This window comes from Thermosipho globiformans (assembly GCF_003990895.1).
Lineage (GTDB): Bacteria > Thermotogota > Thermotogae > Thermotogales > Fervidobacteriaceae > Thermosipho > Thermosipho japonicus.
In genome coordinates this window covers 79125-94723 of the sequence record NZ_BHXD01000005.1, presented here as the reverse complement: position 1 = coordinate 94723, position 15599 = coordinate 79125, and the positions used below count along the sequence as shown (strand labels likewise).

The 15599-nt window shown below is 29.6% G+C and carries 17 protein-coding genes; 14 read left to right on the top strand and 3 right to left on the bottom strand.

The genetic code is table 11. From position 1 onward, the window contains the following. Positions 1–4 precede the first annotated feature (4 nt). The 14 genes from murD to EO083_RS05190 are packed head-to-tail and all read left to right on the top strand — an operon-like array spanning position 5 to position 12689. Complete coding sequence (gene murD / locus EO083_RS05255; protein ID WP_126993127.1) at positions 5–1276, top strand: UDP-N-acetylmuramoyl-L-alanine--D-glutamate ligase; 1272 nt, start codon at positions 5–7, stop codon at positions 1274–1276. Next, positions 1273–3084: a translation elongation factor 4 gene (gene lepA, locus EO083_RS05250; RefSeq protein WP_126993126.1), complete on the top strand. Its 1812-nt coding sequence runs from the start codon at positions 1273–1275 to the stop codon at positions 3082–3084. The genes murD and lepA overlap by 4 nt, the downstream gene beginning before the upstream one ends. After that, positions 3071–3943: a phospholipase D-like domain-containing protein gene (locus EO083_RS05245; RefSeq protein ID WP_126993125.1), complete on the top strand. Its 873-nt coding sequence runs from the start codon at positions 3071–3073 to the stop codon at positions 3941–3943. The genes lepA and EO083_RS05245 overlap by 14 nt, the downstream gene beginning before the upstream one ends. Continuing rightward, positions 3918–4931 (top strand): L-threonylcarbamoyladenylate synthase, encoded by a 1014-nt coding sequence (locus EO083_RS05240; RefSeq protein ID WP_126993124.1) that lies wholly within the window; start codon positions 3918–3920, stop codon positions 4929–4931. The genes EO083_RS05245 and EO083_RS05240 overlap by 26 nt, the downstream gene beginning before the upstream one ends. After that, on the top strand, positions 4928–5458 hold the full coding sequence (hslV, locus tag EO083_RS05235) for an ATP-dependent protease subunit HslV (protein ID WP_004104244.1): 531 nt from the start codon (positions 4928–4930) through the stop codon (positions 5456–5458). Before EO083_RS05240 ends, hslV begins: the two co-directional genes overlap by 4 nt. A 1-nt stretch (position 5459) precedes the next feature. Further along, positions 5460–5738: a DUF503 domain-containing protein gene (locus EO083_RS05230; protein WP_126993123.1), complete on the top strand. Its 279-nt coding sequence runs from the start codon at positions 5460–5462 to the stop codon at positions 5736–5738. After that, entirely contained in the window at positions 5735–6319 is a 585-nt protein-coding gene (yqeK, locus tag EO083_RS05225; RefSeq protein WP_126993122.1) for a bis(5'-nucleosyl)-tetraphosphatase (symmetrical) YqeK, read from the top strand. Before EO083_RS05230 ends, yqeK begins: the two co-directional genes overlap by 4 nt. Beyond that, a complete protein-coding gene (locus tag EO083_RS05220) occupies positions 6316–6996 on the top strand; it encodes a hypothetical protein (RefSeq protein WP_126993121.1) in 681 nt (226 codons plus the stop codon). The genes yqeK and EO083_RS05220 overlap by 4 nt, the downstream gene beginning before the upstream one ends. 4 nt (positions 6997–7000) lie before the next feature. After that, a complete protein-coding gene (locus tag EO083_RS05215) occupies positions 7001–7447 on the top strand; it encodes a hypothetical protein (protein ID WP_126993120.1) in 447 nt (148 codons plus the stop codon). A 13-nt stretch (positions 7448–7460) separates the two neighbouring features. Continuing rightward, a complete protein-coding gene (locus EO083_RS05210) occupies positions 7461–8231 on the top strand; it encodes a tRNA (adenine-N1)-methyltransferase (protein ID WP_126993119.1) in 771 nt (256 codons plus the stop codon). Positions 8232–8243: 12 nt separating this feature from the next. Next, positions 8244–9455 (top strand): S41 family peptidase, encoded by a 1212-nt coding sequence (locus EO083_RS05205; protein ID WP_126993118.1) that lies wholly within the window; start codon positions 8244–8246, stop codon positions 9453–9455. Beyond that, complete coding sequence (locus EO083_RS05200; RefSeq protein WP_126993117.1) at positions 9452–9979, top strand: hypothetical protein; 528 nt, start codon at positions 9452–9454, stop codon at positions 9977–9979. Before EO083_RS05205 ends, EO083_RS05200 begins: the two co-directional genes overlap by 4 nt. Then, entirely contained in the window at positions 9969–10367 is a 399-nt protein-coding gene (locus EO083_RS05195; protein ID WP_126993116.1) for a hypothetical protein, read from the top strand. The genes EO083_RS05200 and EO083_RS05195 overlap by 11 nt, the downstream gene beginning before the upstream one ends. Further along, positions 10368–12689, top strand: coding sequence for an efflux RND transporter permease subunit (locus tag EO083_RS05190; protein WP_126993115.1), 2322 nt, complete (start codon positions 10368–10370; stop codon positions 12687–12689). 1 nt (position 12690) lies between these two features. On the opposite strand, the gene EO083_RS05185 is transcribed toward EO083_RS05190, so the two are convergent. Genes EO083_RS05185 through EO083_RS05175 form a run of 3 tightly spaced genes read right to left on the bottom strand, consistent with a single transcriptional unit; the run spans position 12691 to position 15585 of the window. Beyond that, positions 12691–13698, bottom strand: a complete 1008-nt coding sequence (locus EO083_RS05185; protein WP_126993114.1) for a lysylphosphatidylglycerol synthase transmembrane domain-containing protein — start codon at positions 13696–13698, stop codon at positions 12691–12693. Continuing rightward, positions 13688–14434: a glycosyltransferase family 2 protein gene (locus EO083_RS05180; protein WP_126993113.1), complete on the bottom strand. Its 747-nt coding sequence runs from the start codon at positions 14432–14434 to the stop codon at positions 13688–13690. Before EO083_RS05180 ends, EO083_RS05185 begins: the two co-directional genes overlap by 11 nt. Before the next feature lie 11 nt (positions 14435–14445). Then, positions 14446–15585 (bottom strand): glycosyltransferase family 2 protein, encoded by a 1140-nt coding sequence (locus EO083_RS05175; protein WP_126993112.1) that lies wholly within the window; start codon positions 15583–15585, stop codon positions 14446–14448. Positions 15586–15599 lie beyond the last annotated feature (14 nt).

Sequence of the window (15599 nt, the reverse complement as noted above, 5' to 3'; positions counted from 1 at the left end):
GATTTTGAAATATACACTACTTGGATTTGGTATTAGTAATAAGGAGATTTTAAAATATCTTTTAAAAAAAGGTGAAAATGTTTTTGTAAGTGAAGGAAAAAAATTGAGTGAAATTGATAGAGAATTTTTGCATTCTTTTGGTGTGGAATTTGAAGAAAATGGTCATACTGAAAAAGTATTAGATTCGGATGTTATTCTTGTTAGTCCTGGAATACATTTTGAAAATGAAATAATCAAGAAGGCAAAGGAAAATAATATAAAGATAGATACGGAAATTTCTTTTTGTTTAAAAGAATTTGAAAAAATAAATTGGTTCCCTTATGTTATTGCAGTAACAGGTTCGGTGGGAAAGAGTACAACTGTATCTATGATTCAACATGTATTAAACAAGTATAAAAGAACATTGCTTGCTGGAAATATAGGAATTCCTATAGCAAAGTTATTGAATGATGATTTAAGAGCTGATTATTTGATCTTAGAAGTTAGTAGTTTTCAACTATTTTGGTCCGACAAATTCAAACCTAATATATCTTCGATTTTAAACATTTATCCTAATCATTTAAATTGGCACCCGGATATGAATCACTATATAAATTCAAAATTTAAAATAGCACTTTCCCAAGATGAGAATGATTTTTTTGTTTACAATCCTAATGATGAATATATAGTTAAGAATCTTGGTAAAGTTAAAGCAAAGAAAGTTCCATTTAAATATGATTTTGAAATAAAGGAACTTCCAGAGCATTTAAGGTATAAACAAACTATTGAAAATGTAGCAGCTGCAAAGACTATAGTTGAAGTTGCAGGATTTGAATTTAACATAGATTTTTTAGAAGATTTTGAAAAGTTACCACATAGAATGGAATATGTTACTGAAATAAATGGAGTTAAATTTTTTAATGACTCAAAGGCGACTAATGCTGCTGCCGTTATAAGGGCAGTTGAGAATTTTGATGGAAAACTGCACCTTATAATGGCTGGAATTGGAAAGAACGAAGATTATACTTTATTACGAAAAGTGCTAAAAAATTCTGTGAAAACTGTGGCTTTGGTTGGTCCAATTGCAAAAGATGTAAAGCCATATTTGGATGGGATTAATTTTATGGAATGTTCAAGCATAAATGAGGCAGTGAATCATTTATTTAGAATAGCAAATCCTGGCGATGTAATTATGTTAAGTCCAGGTGGTGCAAGTTTTGATGCATTTAAAAATTTTGAGGAGCGAGGAGAATATTTTAAGCAACTGGTGTTTCAATTAAAGGAGGGAAAATCTTGAGAAATGTAAGAAATATAAGTATTATTGCGCATATAGATCATGGAAAAACAACATTAACGGATAGAATTTTAGAAATAACAGGTGCTATTGAGAAGAGAAAAATGAGAGAACAATTTTTAGATAGTATGGATATTGAAAGAGAAAGAGGGATCACTATAAAGTCTCATCCCTTAAGAGTTTTTTACAAATCCCAGAAAGATGGAAAAGAGTATGAAATAAATATAGTTGATACCCCTGGCCACGTAGATTTTTCGTATGAAGTTGATAGAAGTCTTGCGGCAGTTGAAGGTGCAATACTTCTGGTTGATGCATCCCAAGGCGTTCAAGCTCAGACTGTTGCTAATACCTACAAAGCGTTGGAACACAACTTGGAGATAATTCCAGCCATTAACAAAATAGATCTTCCAAATGCCAACGTTGCTGAAACAGAACTTGAAATTGAGGATTTAATTGGTATACCAAGTTCTGAAATTTTGAAAATTAGTGCAAAAGAAGGAATAGGTGTTGAAGAGCTACTAGAAGATATTATTGAAAAGGTTCCCGCACCAAGTGGTGATGAGAATGGAAAATTGAAAGCATTAATATTTGATGCAAAGTATGATAAATACAGGGGAGTAATAGTTTATATTAGAGTATTTGATGGCAAAGTTTCAGTTGGAGATAAAATAATGACATTTTCAAACGGTCAAAGTTATGAAGTTATCGAGACTGGTGTATTTACTCCTGATATGACCCCTGTAGATGAACTAAAGGCAGGGGATATAGGGTATATAATTGCAGGTATAAAGGAAGTTTCACTTGCAAGAATTGGTGATACAATTACCAATGCAAACGATCCAGTTGAAGAACCACTTGAGGGTTATAAAGAGGTAAAACCGATGGTTTTTGCTGGGATGTTTCCTGGAGTTCCAGAATATTACGAAGAACTTAGAAAAGCTTTAGAAAAGTTAAAATTAAATGATTCGGCTCTTGTCTTTTACCCAGATCATTCACCAGCACTTGGATTTGGTTTTAGGTGTGGTTTTTTAGGTTTGTTGCATATGGATGTTGTGAGAGAAAGACTTGAGAGAGAATTTGAAATGACCGTAATATTAACGGCTCCAAATGTTGAGTATAAAGTTTTATTGAAGAATGGCGAGGAATTGATAGTAAATGATCCTGCAAAGTTTCCAGATGAATCAACTATACAAGAAGTATATGAACCTTACGTAAAACTTTCGATTATAACGCCGCCTGAATATCTTGGAAAATTGATGAATCTTGTTCAAAATGAAAAGCGTGGAACAATGATAAGTACTGAAAATGCTGGTTTTGAAAGAGTTGTTTTGAATTTTGAAGTACCTCTTGCTGAAATAATATTTGATTTCTTTGATAAAATGAAAGCGTTGAGTAGAGGATATGCATCTATGGATTATGAATTTATAGGATATAGGAAAAGTGATCTAGTTAAGGTTAGTATATTAGTAAATAAAGAACCAGTTGAGGCTCTTTCTATAATTGCTCACAAAGATAAGGCGTATTCAATGGCAAGAAAGTTAGTTGATAAATTGGCAGAGCTAATTCCACAACATCAATTTGAAATTCCAATTCAGGCAAAAGCTGGAGGTAGAATCATAGCACGTTCTACAATTAAAGCTTTAAGAAAGGATGTTCTTGCAAAATGTTATGGTGGAGATGTTACAAGAAAGATGAAACTGCTCCAGAAACAAAAAGAAGGAAAGAAGAAATTGCGTGAGATTGGAAATGTTTCTATACCTCAAGAAGCATTTTTAGCATTATTAAAGGTTGGAGAAGATGAAAATAAGTAGTATTTTAATTATTTTCCTTTCTTTAGTAGCATTTTCAGCTAATGTTTATTTCACTGAATTTGTTGATTTAACTGATGTTGTAGTTGATTTTATAAATAATTCTAACAATTTTCTTTATGTATCTTCGTACAGTTTGGATAATTATTATGTTGTTGAAGCGATAAATAGATTAAGTGAAAAAGGATTGGATGTTAGGGTTATATTAGAAGTTTCAAATAAGGATTTAAAATGTAAGGTTTTAAAAGATTATGAAAAATCTCTTCATCACGCAAAATTCATTGTGAATGACAATGGCGTGATTTTTGGCTCAGCAAATTTTACAGATAGTGGACTTTTTGAAGGATACAATGACATAGTTGTATTTGAGAAAGATAAGGTAGAAGATTTTAAAGATTTATTTTTAAATTTATGGAATGAAGGTAAAGTATCTGGATGTAAAAATTTTTTTGTTGTAGGCTATGATGATGTAGAATCAAAGCTTTTAGAGTTCATTCAAAGCGCTAAAAAAAGAATCTATGTTTGTGTGTATGCATTTACCAATCAGAAAATTTTTGCACTTTTAAAATATAAAGAATCACGTGGAGTTGAAGTGAAAATAATTACTGACAAATGGTTTGATAACTCAATTTTAAAGAAATATCCTATTAGAAATATTGTTATTGTAAGAGATAGAATGTTGCATCATAAATTTGTGATAGTGGATAATTCAGTTTTTTTAGGGTCGGTTAATATTACAGTAAATGGCCTAACAAAAAATTTTGAAATGGCATATATTTCAAAACAGTTTTTAAGCAACTATTTGAAAGTTTTTGATTATCTTTGGAGGAGATACGGTGAAAACAAAGATATTGAAAATTGATCCATTAGATTTTGATGAAAAGGATTTAATAGAAGCATGTAATGTTATAAAAAGTGGTGGACTTGTTGCGTTTCCTACAGAAACGGTTTATGGTCTAGGTGCAAGTGCGTTTAAAGAAAATGCAGTTGACAACATTTTTAAAGTTAAAGGTAGGGCAAAGGATAACCCGTTAATAGTTCATGTAGATAGTTTTGAAAAACTTTTAGAGATTGCAGAGGTAGATGAAAAATATTTTGAGGCGATAAATAAGTTAACTCCAGGGCCTGTTACATTTGTATTGAAACAGAAGGTAAACCTGCCAAAAAATGTTACGGCTGGGCTCAAAACTGTTGGAGTTCGAATTCCTGCACATCCTGTTGCAAGAAAATTGTGTAAATGTGCGGGTCTTATAGCTGCTCCAAGTGCAAATTTATCAGGAAAACCAAGTCCTACTGATTCTCAAGCGGTTATTGAAGATCTTTTCGGGAAAATTGATTTTATTATTGATGCTGGAAGTTCAGAATTTGGGCTTGAGTCTACAATTATTGATCTAACATCTGAAATTCCTATTATATTAAGACCTGGACCTATAACAATAGAGCAACTTGAATCGATTTTTGGAAAAGTTGAAATTCCACAGTTTGTAATTGATGCAAGTTCTGTTGAAAATCCCAAAGCTCCTGGTATGAAATATAGGCATTATGCACCAGAAAAACCAGTGTATAGGTTCAATGAAGTTCAAAGAGAGAAAGTTATAAAGAAAGCAATAAGTGAAAATGGTGTGTTTATATGTCCTGAAGAACATAAAAAATTTTATCCTGATGATCGTATAATGATCCTTGGAAAATTATCAGAACCTTATTCAATTGCCCAAAATTTGTTCAAAGTGTTGAGAGAATTTGATAGGTCTAATTTCAAGGTTGCTTTTATAGAGGCTTTTGAAGAAAAAGGAATATTACTATCAGTCATGAATAGGTTAAAAAAGGCAAGTGTGGAGGTGGAATTGTGAAATGGCGTTCGACTACTGTGGTGTGTGTTAGAAGAAATGACTCCGTTGTTATGATTTCAGATGGACAAGTTACATATGGTAATACTATTTTAAAAGGAAATGCTAAAAAAGTTAGAAAGATGGGGGATGGTAATGTTCTTGCAGGGTTTGCCGGTTCTGTTGCGGATGCAATGGCCCTTTTTGATAGATTTGAGGCAAAATACAGAGAATGGGGAGGAAATTTATTAAAAGCAGCTGTAGAACTTGCAAAAGATTGGAGAACTGATAGAGTCTTAAGAAGATTGGAGGCAATGCTTCTTGTAGCAGATAAAAAATACACTTTTATAGTTTCAGGAACAGGTGAAGTGATTCAGCCAGAAGATGATATTGCTTCAATTGGTTCAGGTTCCCCATATGCTATTGCAGCAGGAAAGGCGCTTTTAAGGCATACAGATTTAAGTGCAAAAGAGATAGCACTTGAAGCAATTAAAATAGCAAGTGAAATATGTATATATACAAATGATAACTTTACAATTGAGGAGTTATAAGATGCCTGCTAGTTATTTGGAGATTACTTTACGAATATTTGGTATTAAATCTTTAAAAGAGAAAAGATCAATTGTTAAAAGACTAATAAATGATTTAAGAAGTAATTTTAATATTTCTATTGTAGAAATTGCTGATCAGGATTCAAAAGATTTTATTACGTTGGGTATTTCTTTGGTAAGTATAAATAAATCTCAAGCATATAAAAGTATTGAAAGTATTGTTGAGTATATTGAAAGGTATTATACAGTTGAAAATGTCTACAAGGAGGTGTATGATTGATAGTAGATATAGATGAAATAAAGAATGTAGTAAATTTGCTTGTTAGCAAAGATAGGCTTTTACATGTTGAAGGAACTGCAAAGTTTGCAAAAACTCTTGCAAAAGTTCATGGGTTAGATGAAAATATTGCAGAATTTATTGGATATGCACATGATATTTTTAGAGATATCAATCAAGAAAAACTTTTAAAACTTGCAAGAGGGTATAATTTGATTTTAACTGATGAAGAAAAATTACATCCAATATTACTTCATGGCAAACTGGCTGCTGAGTTTTTAAGATTTAGATTTAATGTTGAAGATGAAGAACTTTTAGATGCTGTTAGATATCATACATCTGGTTATAAGAATTTTGGAATATATGGAAAACTTTTATTTTTAGCTGATTCATTGGAAGAGACAAGAAACTATCCAAATGTTAATAAATTAAGAGAAATAGCATTTAAAGATATTGAAATGGGATATTTTGAGGTTCTTAGAAACAAGTTAATTTATGCTATTGAGAGGAATTTATTTATTTTAAAAGAAAGTATAGAATCCTGGAATGCATTGATAAGGAAGAGAAAGGGAGGTTCAATATGAGAAGAAGGAGAAGAAATACAGGATGGATTTGGATAGTGCTTGTTTTAGTTATAATAGCAGGGGTTGTAGGTGCGTTTTTTTGGAAAGTTTATTCCGTTAAAAATAGCGAAGAATTTAATCTTTCTTATGTAAGTCAATATTTGTTTATTGACAAGTCTAATGAAGAAGGTTTTTATGTTATTGTCAATGGTTCAAAAAGAACAGTCAATATTTTAAAGATAAAAAATCATACATTTGATCCAAGAAAGAAACAGGAAATTAATTTTTCAAGTCCAATACTTGCCTTAAAAATACTTGGTGAAATGTTTAATGTAGATTCAAGTTATAAATATTATGTAGTAGTTGATTCTGGCAAGATTGCAAGTGCTGCAAAAAAGCTCAATATAAATGCAAGCAGTTTTGATGAATTATTTAATGTATTGAGTGAGAGAGGATTAAAAATATTCGATTTCTTTAAATTGAATTCGATTTTAAAAGAATTAAGGCCTGAGACTACTTTAAATGCTCCTTCAATTGCTAAGTTAATTTATTCTCTTGGTAATTTCAGTGTAAGGTTTAAAGATATTCCAACACTAACCAAACGCCCTTTGAGTATAACAGTTGGAGATAGTACATTTGAAAGGATTTACATTGATACAGAAAAAATTCAGCAGTTAAAGAATGATATAGGGGGATGATTTTATGAAAAAGTTCCACTTTTTCTTGTTAGTTATCCTTGCATCTTTTGCTTTTTCTTTTGATTTTGAACCATATGCTGGATGGAATTTTACAATAGATTCTTCAAATACTAGTAGTTTTTACAGTGTCTTTTTAGATTTTCCATTAACTGTAAATAATGATACAGAATTTGGAATATCTATTGGTTATATAGGAACAAATAATTTTGTATTACAAAGTTTTGGAAAATATAATATAAAGACATCATTTGGTGTTTTTACAACTTATGGAAAAGGTGGAGCAGTATTTGCAGGTGATTTTAAACTTAATTCTATTGGCTATTCAGTTTTAGCTGGTGTCAGATATTATTTTAATAACTTTTTTGTAGGATTTTCATATGCTGTATATTATATTGAGAATGAAAAAATTGGGACGATTCCTTTAGAGGTTGGTTATAAAATAGAATTTTAGGGAGGAATATATTTTGATTAAAGAAGGAGATAAGGTTTTACTGTATGGAGATGATGGAAGTAAGATTATTATTACAGTTGAGGCGGGTAAAAAGAAAGGGACACATCTTGGACATGTTGATATGGATGAGCTTATAGGAAAGGAATATGGAGATACAATTGTCTTTGGGAAAAATAATAGGGTCTTTTATATTTTAAAGCCAACTTATGTTGATCTAATTTTCAATATGAAAAGAAGAACTCAAATTATATATCCAAAAGATGCATCATATATTTTATTTAAACTTGATATTAAACCTGGCGATAGAGTTATTGATACCGGCGTTGGTAGTGGGGCGATGTGTGGGGCCTTTGCAAGAATTGTCGGAAAAGAAGGGAAAGTATATGGTTATGAAAGAAGAGAAGATTTTTACAACTTAGCTAAAAAGAATTTAGAATATTGGGGATTAGTTGACAATGTGGAGCTAAAATTAAGGGATATTTCAGGAGGTTTTGATGAAGTAAATGTTGATGCTTTAATGTTGGATGTTCCTGATCCGCACAATTATATTGAACAATGTTGGCAAGCATTAAAAGGTGGAGGAAAGATGGGAATAATCTGTCCTACTACAAATCAAGTTCAAGAGGTTTTGGAAAAGCTATACGAATATCCTTTTATAGATGTAGAGGTTTGGGAAAATCTTATGAGAAGATACAAGCCAAATCCTGAAAGGTTGAGACCTTTCGATAGAATGGTGGCTCATACAACGTATTTGGTGTTTGCTACCAAGGTCCTTAAAAAGTAGGAGGTGTATTAAATGAAAAAGAAGAATTTTATAGTTATAACTGCTGTTATTATTTCTATTTTAGTTGGTACTATTATTTTATCGGGTGCTACAACGGATAAAAATTTTCAGGATAATCTGACACCACTTGCAGAAACTCTTTATTATATATTAAATTATTATTATGAAATTGATAAAGCAGATATTAATAAGGTAATTGATTATGGTATAGATGGTCTTGTTAAAGGATTAGGTGATGATTTTAGCTATTATTACAACAAAGATGTATATGAAGAAAAAGAAATTGAAAATAAAGGCGAATATGGTGGACTTGGAATTGAAGTTACATACGATGCAGATAGCAAAGCAATAAAGATAATAAGTCCTATGTATGGTACACCCGCCTGGAGAGCCGGTTTAAAAGCGGGAGATCTAATCATTAGTGTTGATGGAAGTTCGGTTCAAGAAATGAGTTATATTGAAGCTGTTAATAGGATGAGAGGAGAGCCTGGGACAAAGGTTAAGCTCACAGTTTTGCGTGGAGAAGAAGTTTTGGAATTTGAAATCACAAGGGAAATAATAAAGATTACTCCTGTAAAATACGGTTTTGTAGAAACTCAAATAGGAAGGATTGGTTACGTTAGACTAACACAGTTCAATCAACCATCTTCTAAGAAACTTGAAGAAGCATTAAACAAAATTTATGAAAAAGGTGTTGTAGCGTTAATATTTGATTTAAGGGATAATCCTGGAGGATATCTAGATAGTGCTATTGATGTTGCAAGTATGTTTTTAGATGCTGGAAAATTAGTGGTTACAGTGGAACCCAGAGTTGGAAGTGTGGAGCGCTACGTAAGTAAAGGAAATGATTTTCCAAAGGTTCCAGTAGCTGTTCTTGTTAATGGTGGTTCAGCTTCAGCTTCAGAAATTGTTACGGGAGCATTAAAAGAAAATAATAGAGCTGTGATTATAGGCCAAAAAACATTTGGAAAGGGTTCAGTTCAACAAGGGTTTCCACTAAGTAATGGTGGAGTATTGTTTATTACAATTGCACATTATAAGACTCCAAGTGGGAATGATATTCACAGGGTTGGTATTGAACCGAATATTTACGTAACACAAGAAGCAACAGATAATGTTGCCCATGAAGAAGAAGTGGTAGACTATACAAAAGAGATCACTGAGGTAAATTTAGATGATCCTTATATAAAAAGAGCAATTCAGTACTTTATTGAAAAAAGATGAAAATAGCATTTGTTGCGTTTTTAATTACTTTAATAAATTTGGCTTTGATTTTAACTATTGCATTTGTATATCAAAAAAATATGGAGATTGTAGAGATACAATCTCCACCTTATTTTTATTTTACTAATCCTTATAGTAACTTATTCTCCAACTTGAAAAAACAGCTTATTTTGCAGAAGATTTTATCTGAAACAAAAATATATGGTAAAAGTCCTTTCTTAGTAGAAAGTATACAAAAGCTTGAGGAAGTTAAATATTTTTTGAAGGTTTTTAATGTAGATTATCTTGAAAAAACAATATCTAAGAAATATTGGTGGGGATCTTCTGAAATTGAAGTCTTGAAGTTTAAAGATATAGTTTTTTATTACATGCCGATTGTGGAAATTGCAAAAAGTGATGAAAAATTTGGAAAAATATTGTTTTACTCTTTAAAAGGCAAGAAAATGTTTTTAGATCCAAAAGATTTAAATTCTATTTCCATTGAGTTATTAAAAAAGTATGGAGTGAAAATATATGAAAAATGAAAAATATAAATTAATAGTTTTTTTGGAATTTTTGCTTGTGTATGTTTTTTCATCGTTTATATTACACGTAAATTATTTTACTTTATCACCCTTTGTAGTAAAATTTTTTGTTTTTTACTTTTTGGTTTTAAGTTTGTTTTCATCTATAAAAGGTAAGAAATTTTTATTTTCTGAAATTTCAAGATTATGGATTTATTCATTTACTCCACTGTTATGCTATTTATTCTTCATTTTAGGAGTTCATTTTCACATTTCAATTGATTCGAGGTTTTCGTATTTTATCCCCTTTTTGTTTTCAAACTATTATAATCTTGAATATGAGTCAAGAAAATATATAACCTTTTTAAGACTTTTTTCGTTTTCGCTCTTTATTTTGGGGGTGAATTAGTTGATTGAAAGATTTGCAAAGTTTCTAATAAAAAAGTCCTCGCTTTTTATTCTTATACTATCACTAATTGGTCTACTATTTGGGATATATAGCTTGTTAAATTTAAAAGTTAATGCGGAACTTACAGAACTTGCTCCGGAAAAAATTCCGGAATTTAAAGATATGGTTAAATTTACAAATGAAAAAGTTGTTTCAAATACCTTGCTTTTAGTTATTGAATTAGAAAATAAAAAAATCAATGTGAATGAGTTTGTTGAAAAATTAAAGGAAGCATTTGAAAAAACACCTTATATATCAAAAGCAGAAGCATTTGACGATCCTGAAACGATGCTAAAATATGGAATTTTCACGATTGATGAAAATAGTTTGACTAATGTTTTAAATTACTACAATGCAGTTATAAATGTTGAACCAAGGTCTGCTATAGATTTTAGATTTTGGAGAAACTTGGGGATAGCTATTTCTACGGTCTCAGAATATGCTAATAGTTTTTTGTCAAGAAGTGGTATAAAAAAATACTATTTAATTTCGAATGATGGAAATGTAATATTAATGAATTTTTCCATGAGTAAGCCAGTAACGGATATTGATTTTCTAAACAAAGCAATTCCAGATTTAAAAAATATAGCTAGCAAATTATCAAAAGAGTTTGAGGCAAATATTCTATTTAGTGGTTCTGCGATGAATAATTATATAGGAAACAAGCAAGTAACAAAAGATTTTCAAATTACAACAATTGTTTCTCTTGTTGGTATATCACTTCTATTATTAATTTCATACGGTAGTTCTAAGACTATGTTATTCATGTTTTATTCAATGATACTTGCTATGGGTACAAGTCTTGGGATTATAGTATTACTTTTTAAACAAATTAATATTATTACTTCTTTTGTGAATGCAATGCTTCTTGGACTTGGAATTGATTATGGTATTCATATAACTGCAAAAATACATGAGAATTTGAGAATATATGGAAAGACAAATGAAAGTATTGTTGAAGCTTTCAAGGAAAATTTTACCCCTTCATTTGTCTCTGCAATAACTACTTCCATTGCTTTATTAGCACTTGCTCTCAGTCCTTCAAAGCCTTTACAGGAAATGGGAATATCTTCTGGAATAGGTGTAATGATATTTTTTGTTTATATGAACTTTCTGGTTCCTGCTTTTTATTCAAGATTTCTACAAAGTATAAATATTCCTAAAAAAGAGTACTTTTCAAGTTTTTTAGAGATACTTAGAAGAATAAAACCTATAAAAGTACTTGTATGGTTTGCAGTTATTATTTTTTCAGCATTTTCATACCTTGCTGTGAAGAATTTTTCCTATACTCCACCAGGACTTGTACCAGAAAATTCTGAGGCCGTTAAAGCTCTTGAAATTGCAGAAGAAAAGTTTGGGGAATTTGGTGTTGGACAAATTGTAATTGCTGCAAAAAGTATAGATGAATTGAAAGAAATTAAAAATGAGATAGAAAATTCTAAGTATTTTTCAAATACTTTTTCGTTACTTTCGTTTGTTGAAGAGCCTGAAAAACTGGAAGAAATAAGGCCGAGTTTTTATGAGACGGTTTACAAGGTTATTAATGAGCCTATATTAGATGTGGTATTTAAAAAGTATGGTTTGTATAATAGCCTTTTGGAAACTTTGAGTTTGCTAAGAACAGCCAAAACATACGATGATGTTATTTCAAGTATAGAAAAAGATATTCCAGCATTATTTTTCTACGATACCAATAATACTAGATATTATTTATTATATGCAAAAGAAAAAGTTGCATTGTGGAAAGATAACAATTTAAAAAAGATTTTTGATGAAGAACTTAAAGGAAAAAAGGTATTTGGATATCCAGCATTATTTTACAAAGTAATGGTATATTTAATTAATTCAACAAGCAAAGCGGTATATTTTGTGTTTTTAGCGATAATAATTACACTTTTGATTGATTTAAGAAGTTTTTTAAAGTCTTTGAAAGTGACTTTCTATGTGGTTCTTTCAATATTAGCTACCATTGGTATAGGTTATGTGGCTTTAAAAATAGATTTAACATTTTTAAATCTTTTAATAATTCCAATCTTTCTTGGAATTGGTGTAGATAGTATGGTTCATTTATCACACAGTATACTTCATGGAAGGGATAGTATTATGAAGACAGAAAAAGCTGTAACTATTTCTGTTTTAACTACGATAATTGCATTTGGAAGTTTTATTTTAGCCCAAGGAGAGCTTTTAAAAGAATTTGGAGAGCTTGTTTCAATAGGCTTGCTTGTTTCATGGTTTGTTAGTATTTTTGTTTATTTAAGTAGTATTGATAAGAAAGGGTAGGTTAATTGTTTTCTTTTATTTTTAAAAATTTAATAAGGACCAATGTTCCGATAAGAATTACAAGATAATATGAGAGAAATCTAAAATATAAAACACCATTGACAATTAATGATGGTTTTTTTGAAAATGAGGAAAGAACATGAGAGTAAATTACTTCAAAGCTACCACTAGCACCAGGAGTTGGAACTAAAAATGCCACTGCATTGATTATATTTACAATTGCAAAAAAGTGCAGAAATGGAATGTTGAGTTCTGTGAATATGTTTATAGAATAGTAAAAAACATAGCTTTGAAAAATTAGTAATGCAAACATCATTACAAAATCTATTGCAATAAGTAATTTATGATTTTTAAGAATGTACCTTATAGTTTCATCTAATTCTATAAACCAATTTTCTAATTTTTCAAATTTTATTAATCTGTTTAAAAACTTAGATTTTTTGAAAACTTCTAGAATTTTTATAAATATTTTCGGGAATAATATGCTAAATAATATAACAGTTGAAGAAAGCAATGTTAAGATTAAACCTAAAGCTATTATATTTCTTGAAATTCCGATGACGTTATTTTTCAATATAAATATGTAGGTAAGATCAACGAGAAACATAAGTAAGATCATTTCGAATAGCCTTAAAAATACTACTTGTGTAGCATATGTTGATTTTATTCCCTTTTTATTTAGGTAATAAATTTGAAAGGGCTGACCACCAACAGAAAAAGGGGTAACAGCAGAAAAGTATCCTGTTACAAAACAGGAGTTTATAGATGAAATTAATGAAATTTTTTGTTTCAGACTTTTGAAAACGATATAATGTTTTATTCCATCAAAAACAAAACTTAAGATCATAAGTATAGTTGAAAAAAGTATTTTTTTAAATGATAAATTTGAAAAAATACTCAATAAGATATTTTTGTTAAGTGAAAAACTGTAGAAAAATATTACAATTCCAGAAATTATTATTGAAAGAATAACTCCTATAGTGACCGTTTTTTTATCTTTATTTGTCATTTTTTACTCCTTTCTTTTTATAATATTCCTTACTATAGTAGTTATCATATTTTATTTTGTTTATATTAAAAGCAACATCTGCCCAAAATTTAAAAGCTTTTTTCATTGACTTAAAGAATCCTTCTTCCTTTAATCGCCTATTTGAAGTTTTAACTACTAGTGATGGAACGAATTTTACTTTTCCAACTTTAGAAAGCTTTTTTGCAAGCCTAAAATCTTGTGAAGCAAGATTACTTTTAGTATCATAGCCTCCAACTTTTTCATATGCTTCTTTCTTTATTGCAAAATTTGCCGCACCAACTATGTAGGTTTTTGTAAATAATCTAGATAGAAAATCTAATAAGATGTAGAATAATATAGTAAGGAAATTTTTGAACTTATTTTCTTCAATTAACGAAAATGGGCCATAAACAGCGCAAATTTTACTGTCTTTCATAAAAATTTTTACTATTTTTTCTAAATAGTTTTTAGGATATATACTATCAGCATCGCAGGTTACAAGTATATCACCTGTTGCATTTTTAAATCCCTTAGACATTGCGTGAATTGATCCTTTTTTTGATTCAAACAAAACATTATCAGTGTACTTGGATGCTATTTCAACTGATCTATCAGTACTTCCATTGTCGACAACTATTAATTCGAAATTTTTGTAAGATTGATTTATAATACTTTTCAAGGTATTTTCCAAGATTTTTTCTTCGTTTAAAACTGGTACAATTATTGAAATTTTCATTTTATCACCTTTTATCCTTTGACTCTTTTTACTTTGTACCATTCAACAGCTTTACTAAAAGGTCCGAGAATGTAGCTTACTAAAAGAACTAAAAATTCAAATACTATTAATAGTGGAACAAATAAAAAAGAATAAGGAAAAGAAAATATACCAAATTGTCGGCTATCAAGTGAACTAACCCACATGAGTATGTAAACAGCGATAATTAATCCAGCAGTGATTTTTAACATTCCGATTTTAAATAAAATATCTAATACTATAGAGATTATTGGTAAGAAAACTATTAAACCTACAAGAAGGTAGTAAAATAGGAATGCAATATTTCCTTCTTTTAATCTTTTGAACATTTCTCTGAAGCCACCAACATACCATCTTTTATGCTGATTCCATAGGTCTTTAAAGTTAGTTGCATATTGAATTTTTATAAAAGGGTATGTTGAATAATATTCTTTTACTTTCATTTTAGAAAGTTTTGTTGCCATACTAAAGTCATCTACAAGCGTGTCAGGATCTATTGGTAGTATTTTTTCTAAGAGGGTTCTTCTAAAAAATACACCATTTCCCATGAATATCATTTTAACAAATATGTTTGAATAAAATATTGCTTTTACAAAGTTGAAATATAATTCTTGAATTATATATACCGGTTTAAATTTGAAATTGTAAGGTTCAAAATTTGTAAAAATCATATTTACTTTGTCATTTGAAAAACAAAATATATGCGATGAAATATAGTTTTCCGGAATTCTTGCATCGGCATCTATTAATAGAATTATTTCACCTTTTGCCAATTCCATAGCTTCATTTATTGATTGAGGTTTCCCTTTTTCCCCTTTTTTTTGAATAACTTTAAGATTTGGATAAATTTTTTCAAGACTTTTTGCAATTTTAAATGTATCATCTTTTGAGTTATCATCTACAACTATTATTTCTATATTTTTGTAGCTACTTTTTTCAACTGTTTTTATTGTATTTTCAATGACATCTTCTTCGTTATATGTAGGAATTATTACTGTAACAAGTGGGTTATACTCTGGATTTCTATTTTCGTGTAAATAGTTTGTTCTTTTTTCGTTTTTGTATTTTCCAAAAAGAACAATTATAAGGCTTATAAGGATGTTTAATATGTAAAAAGAAACAGTAAAAAGCATCTAATTCCTCCTTT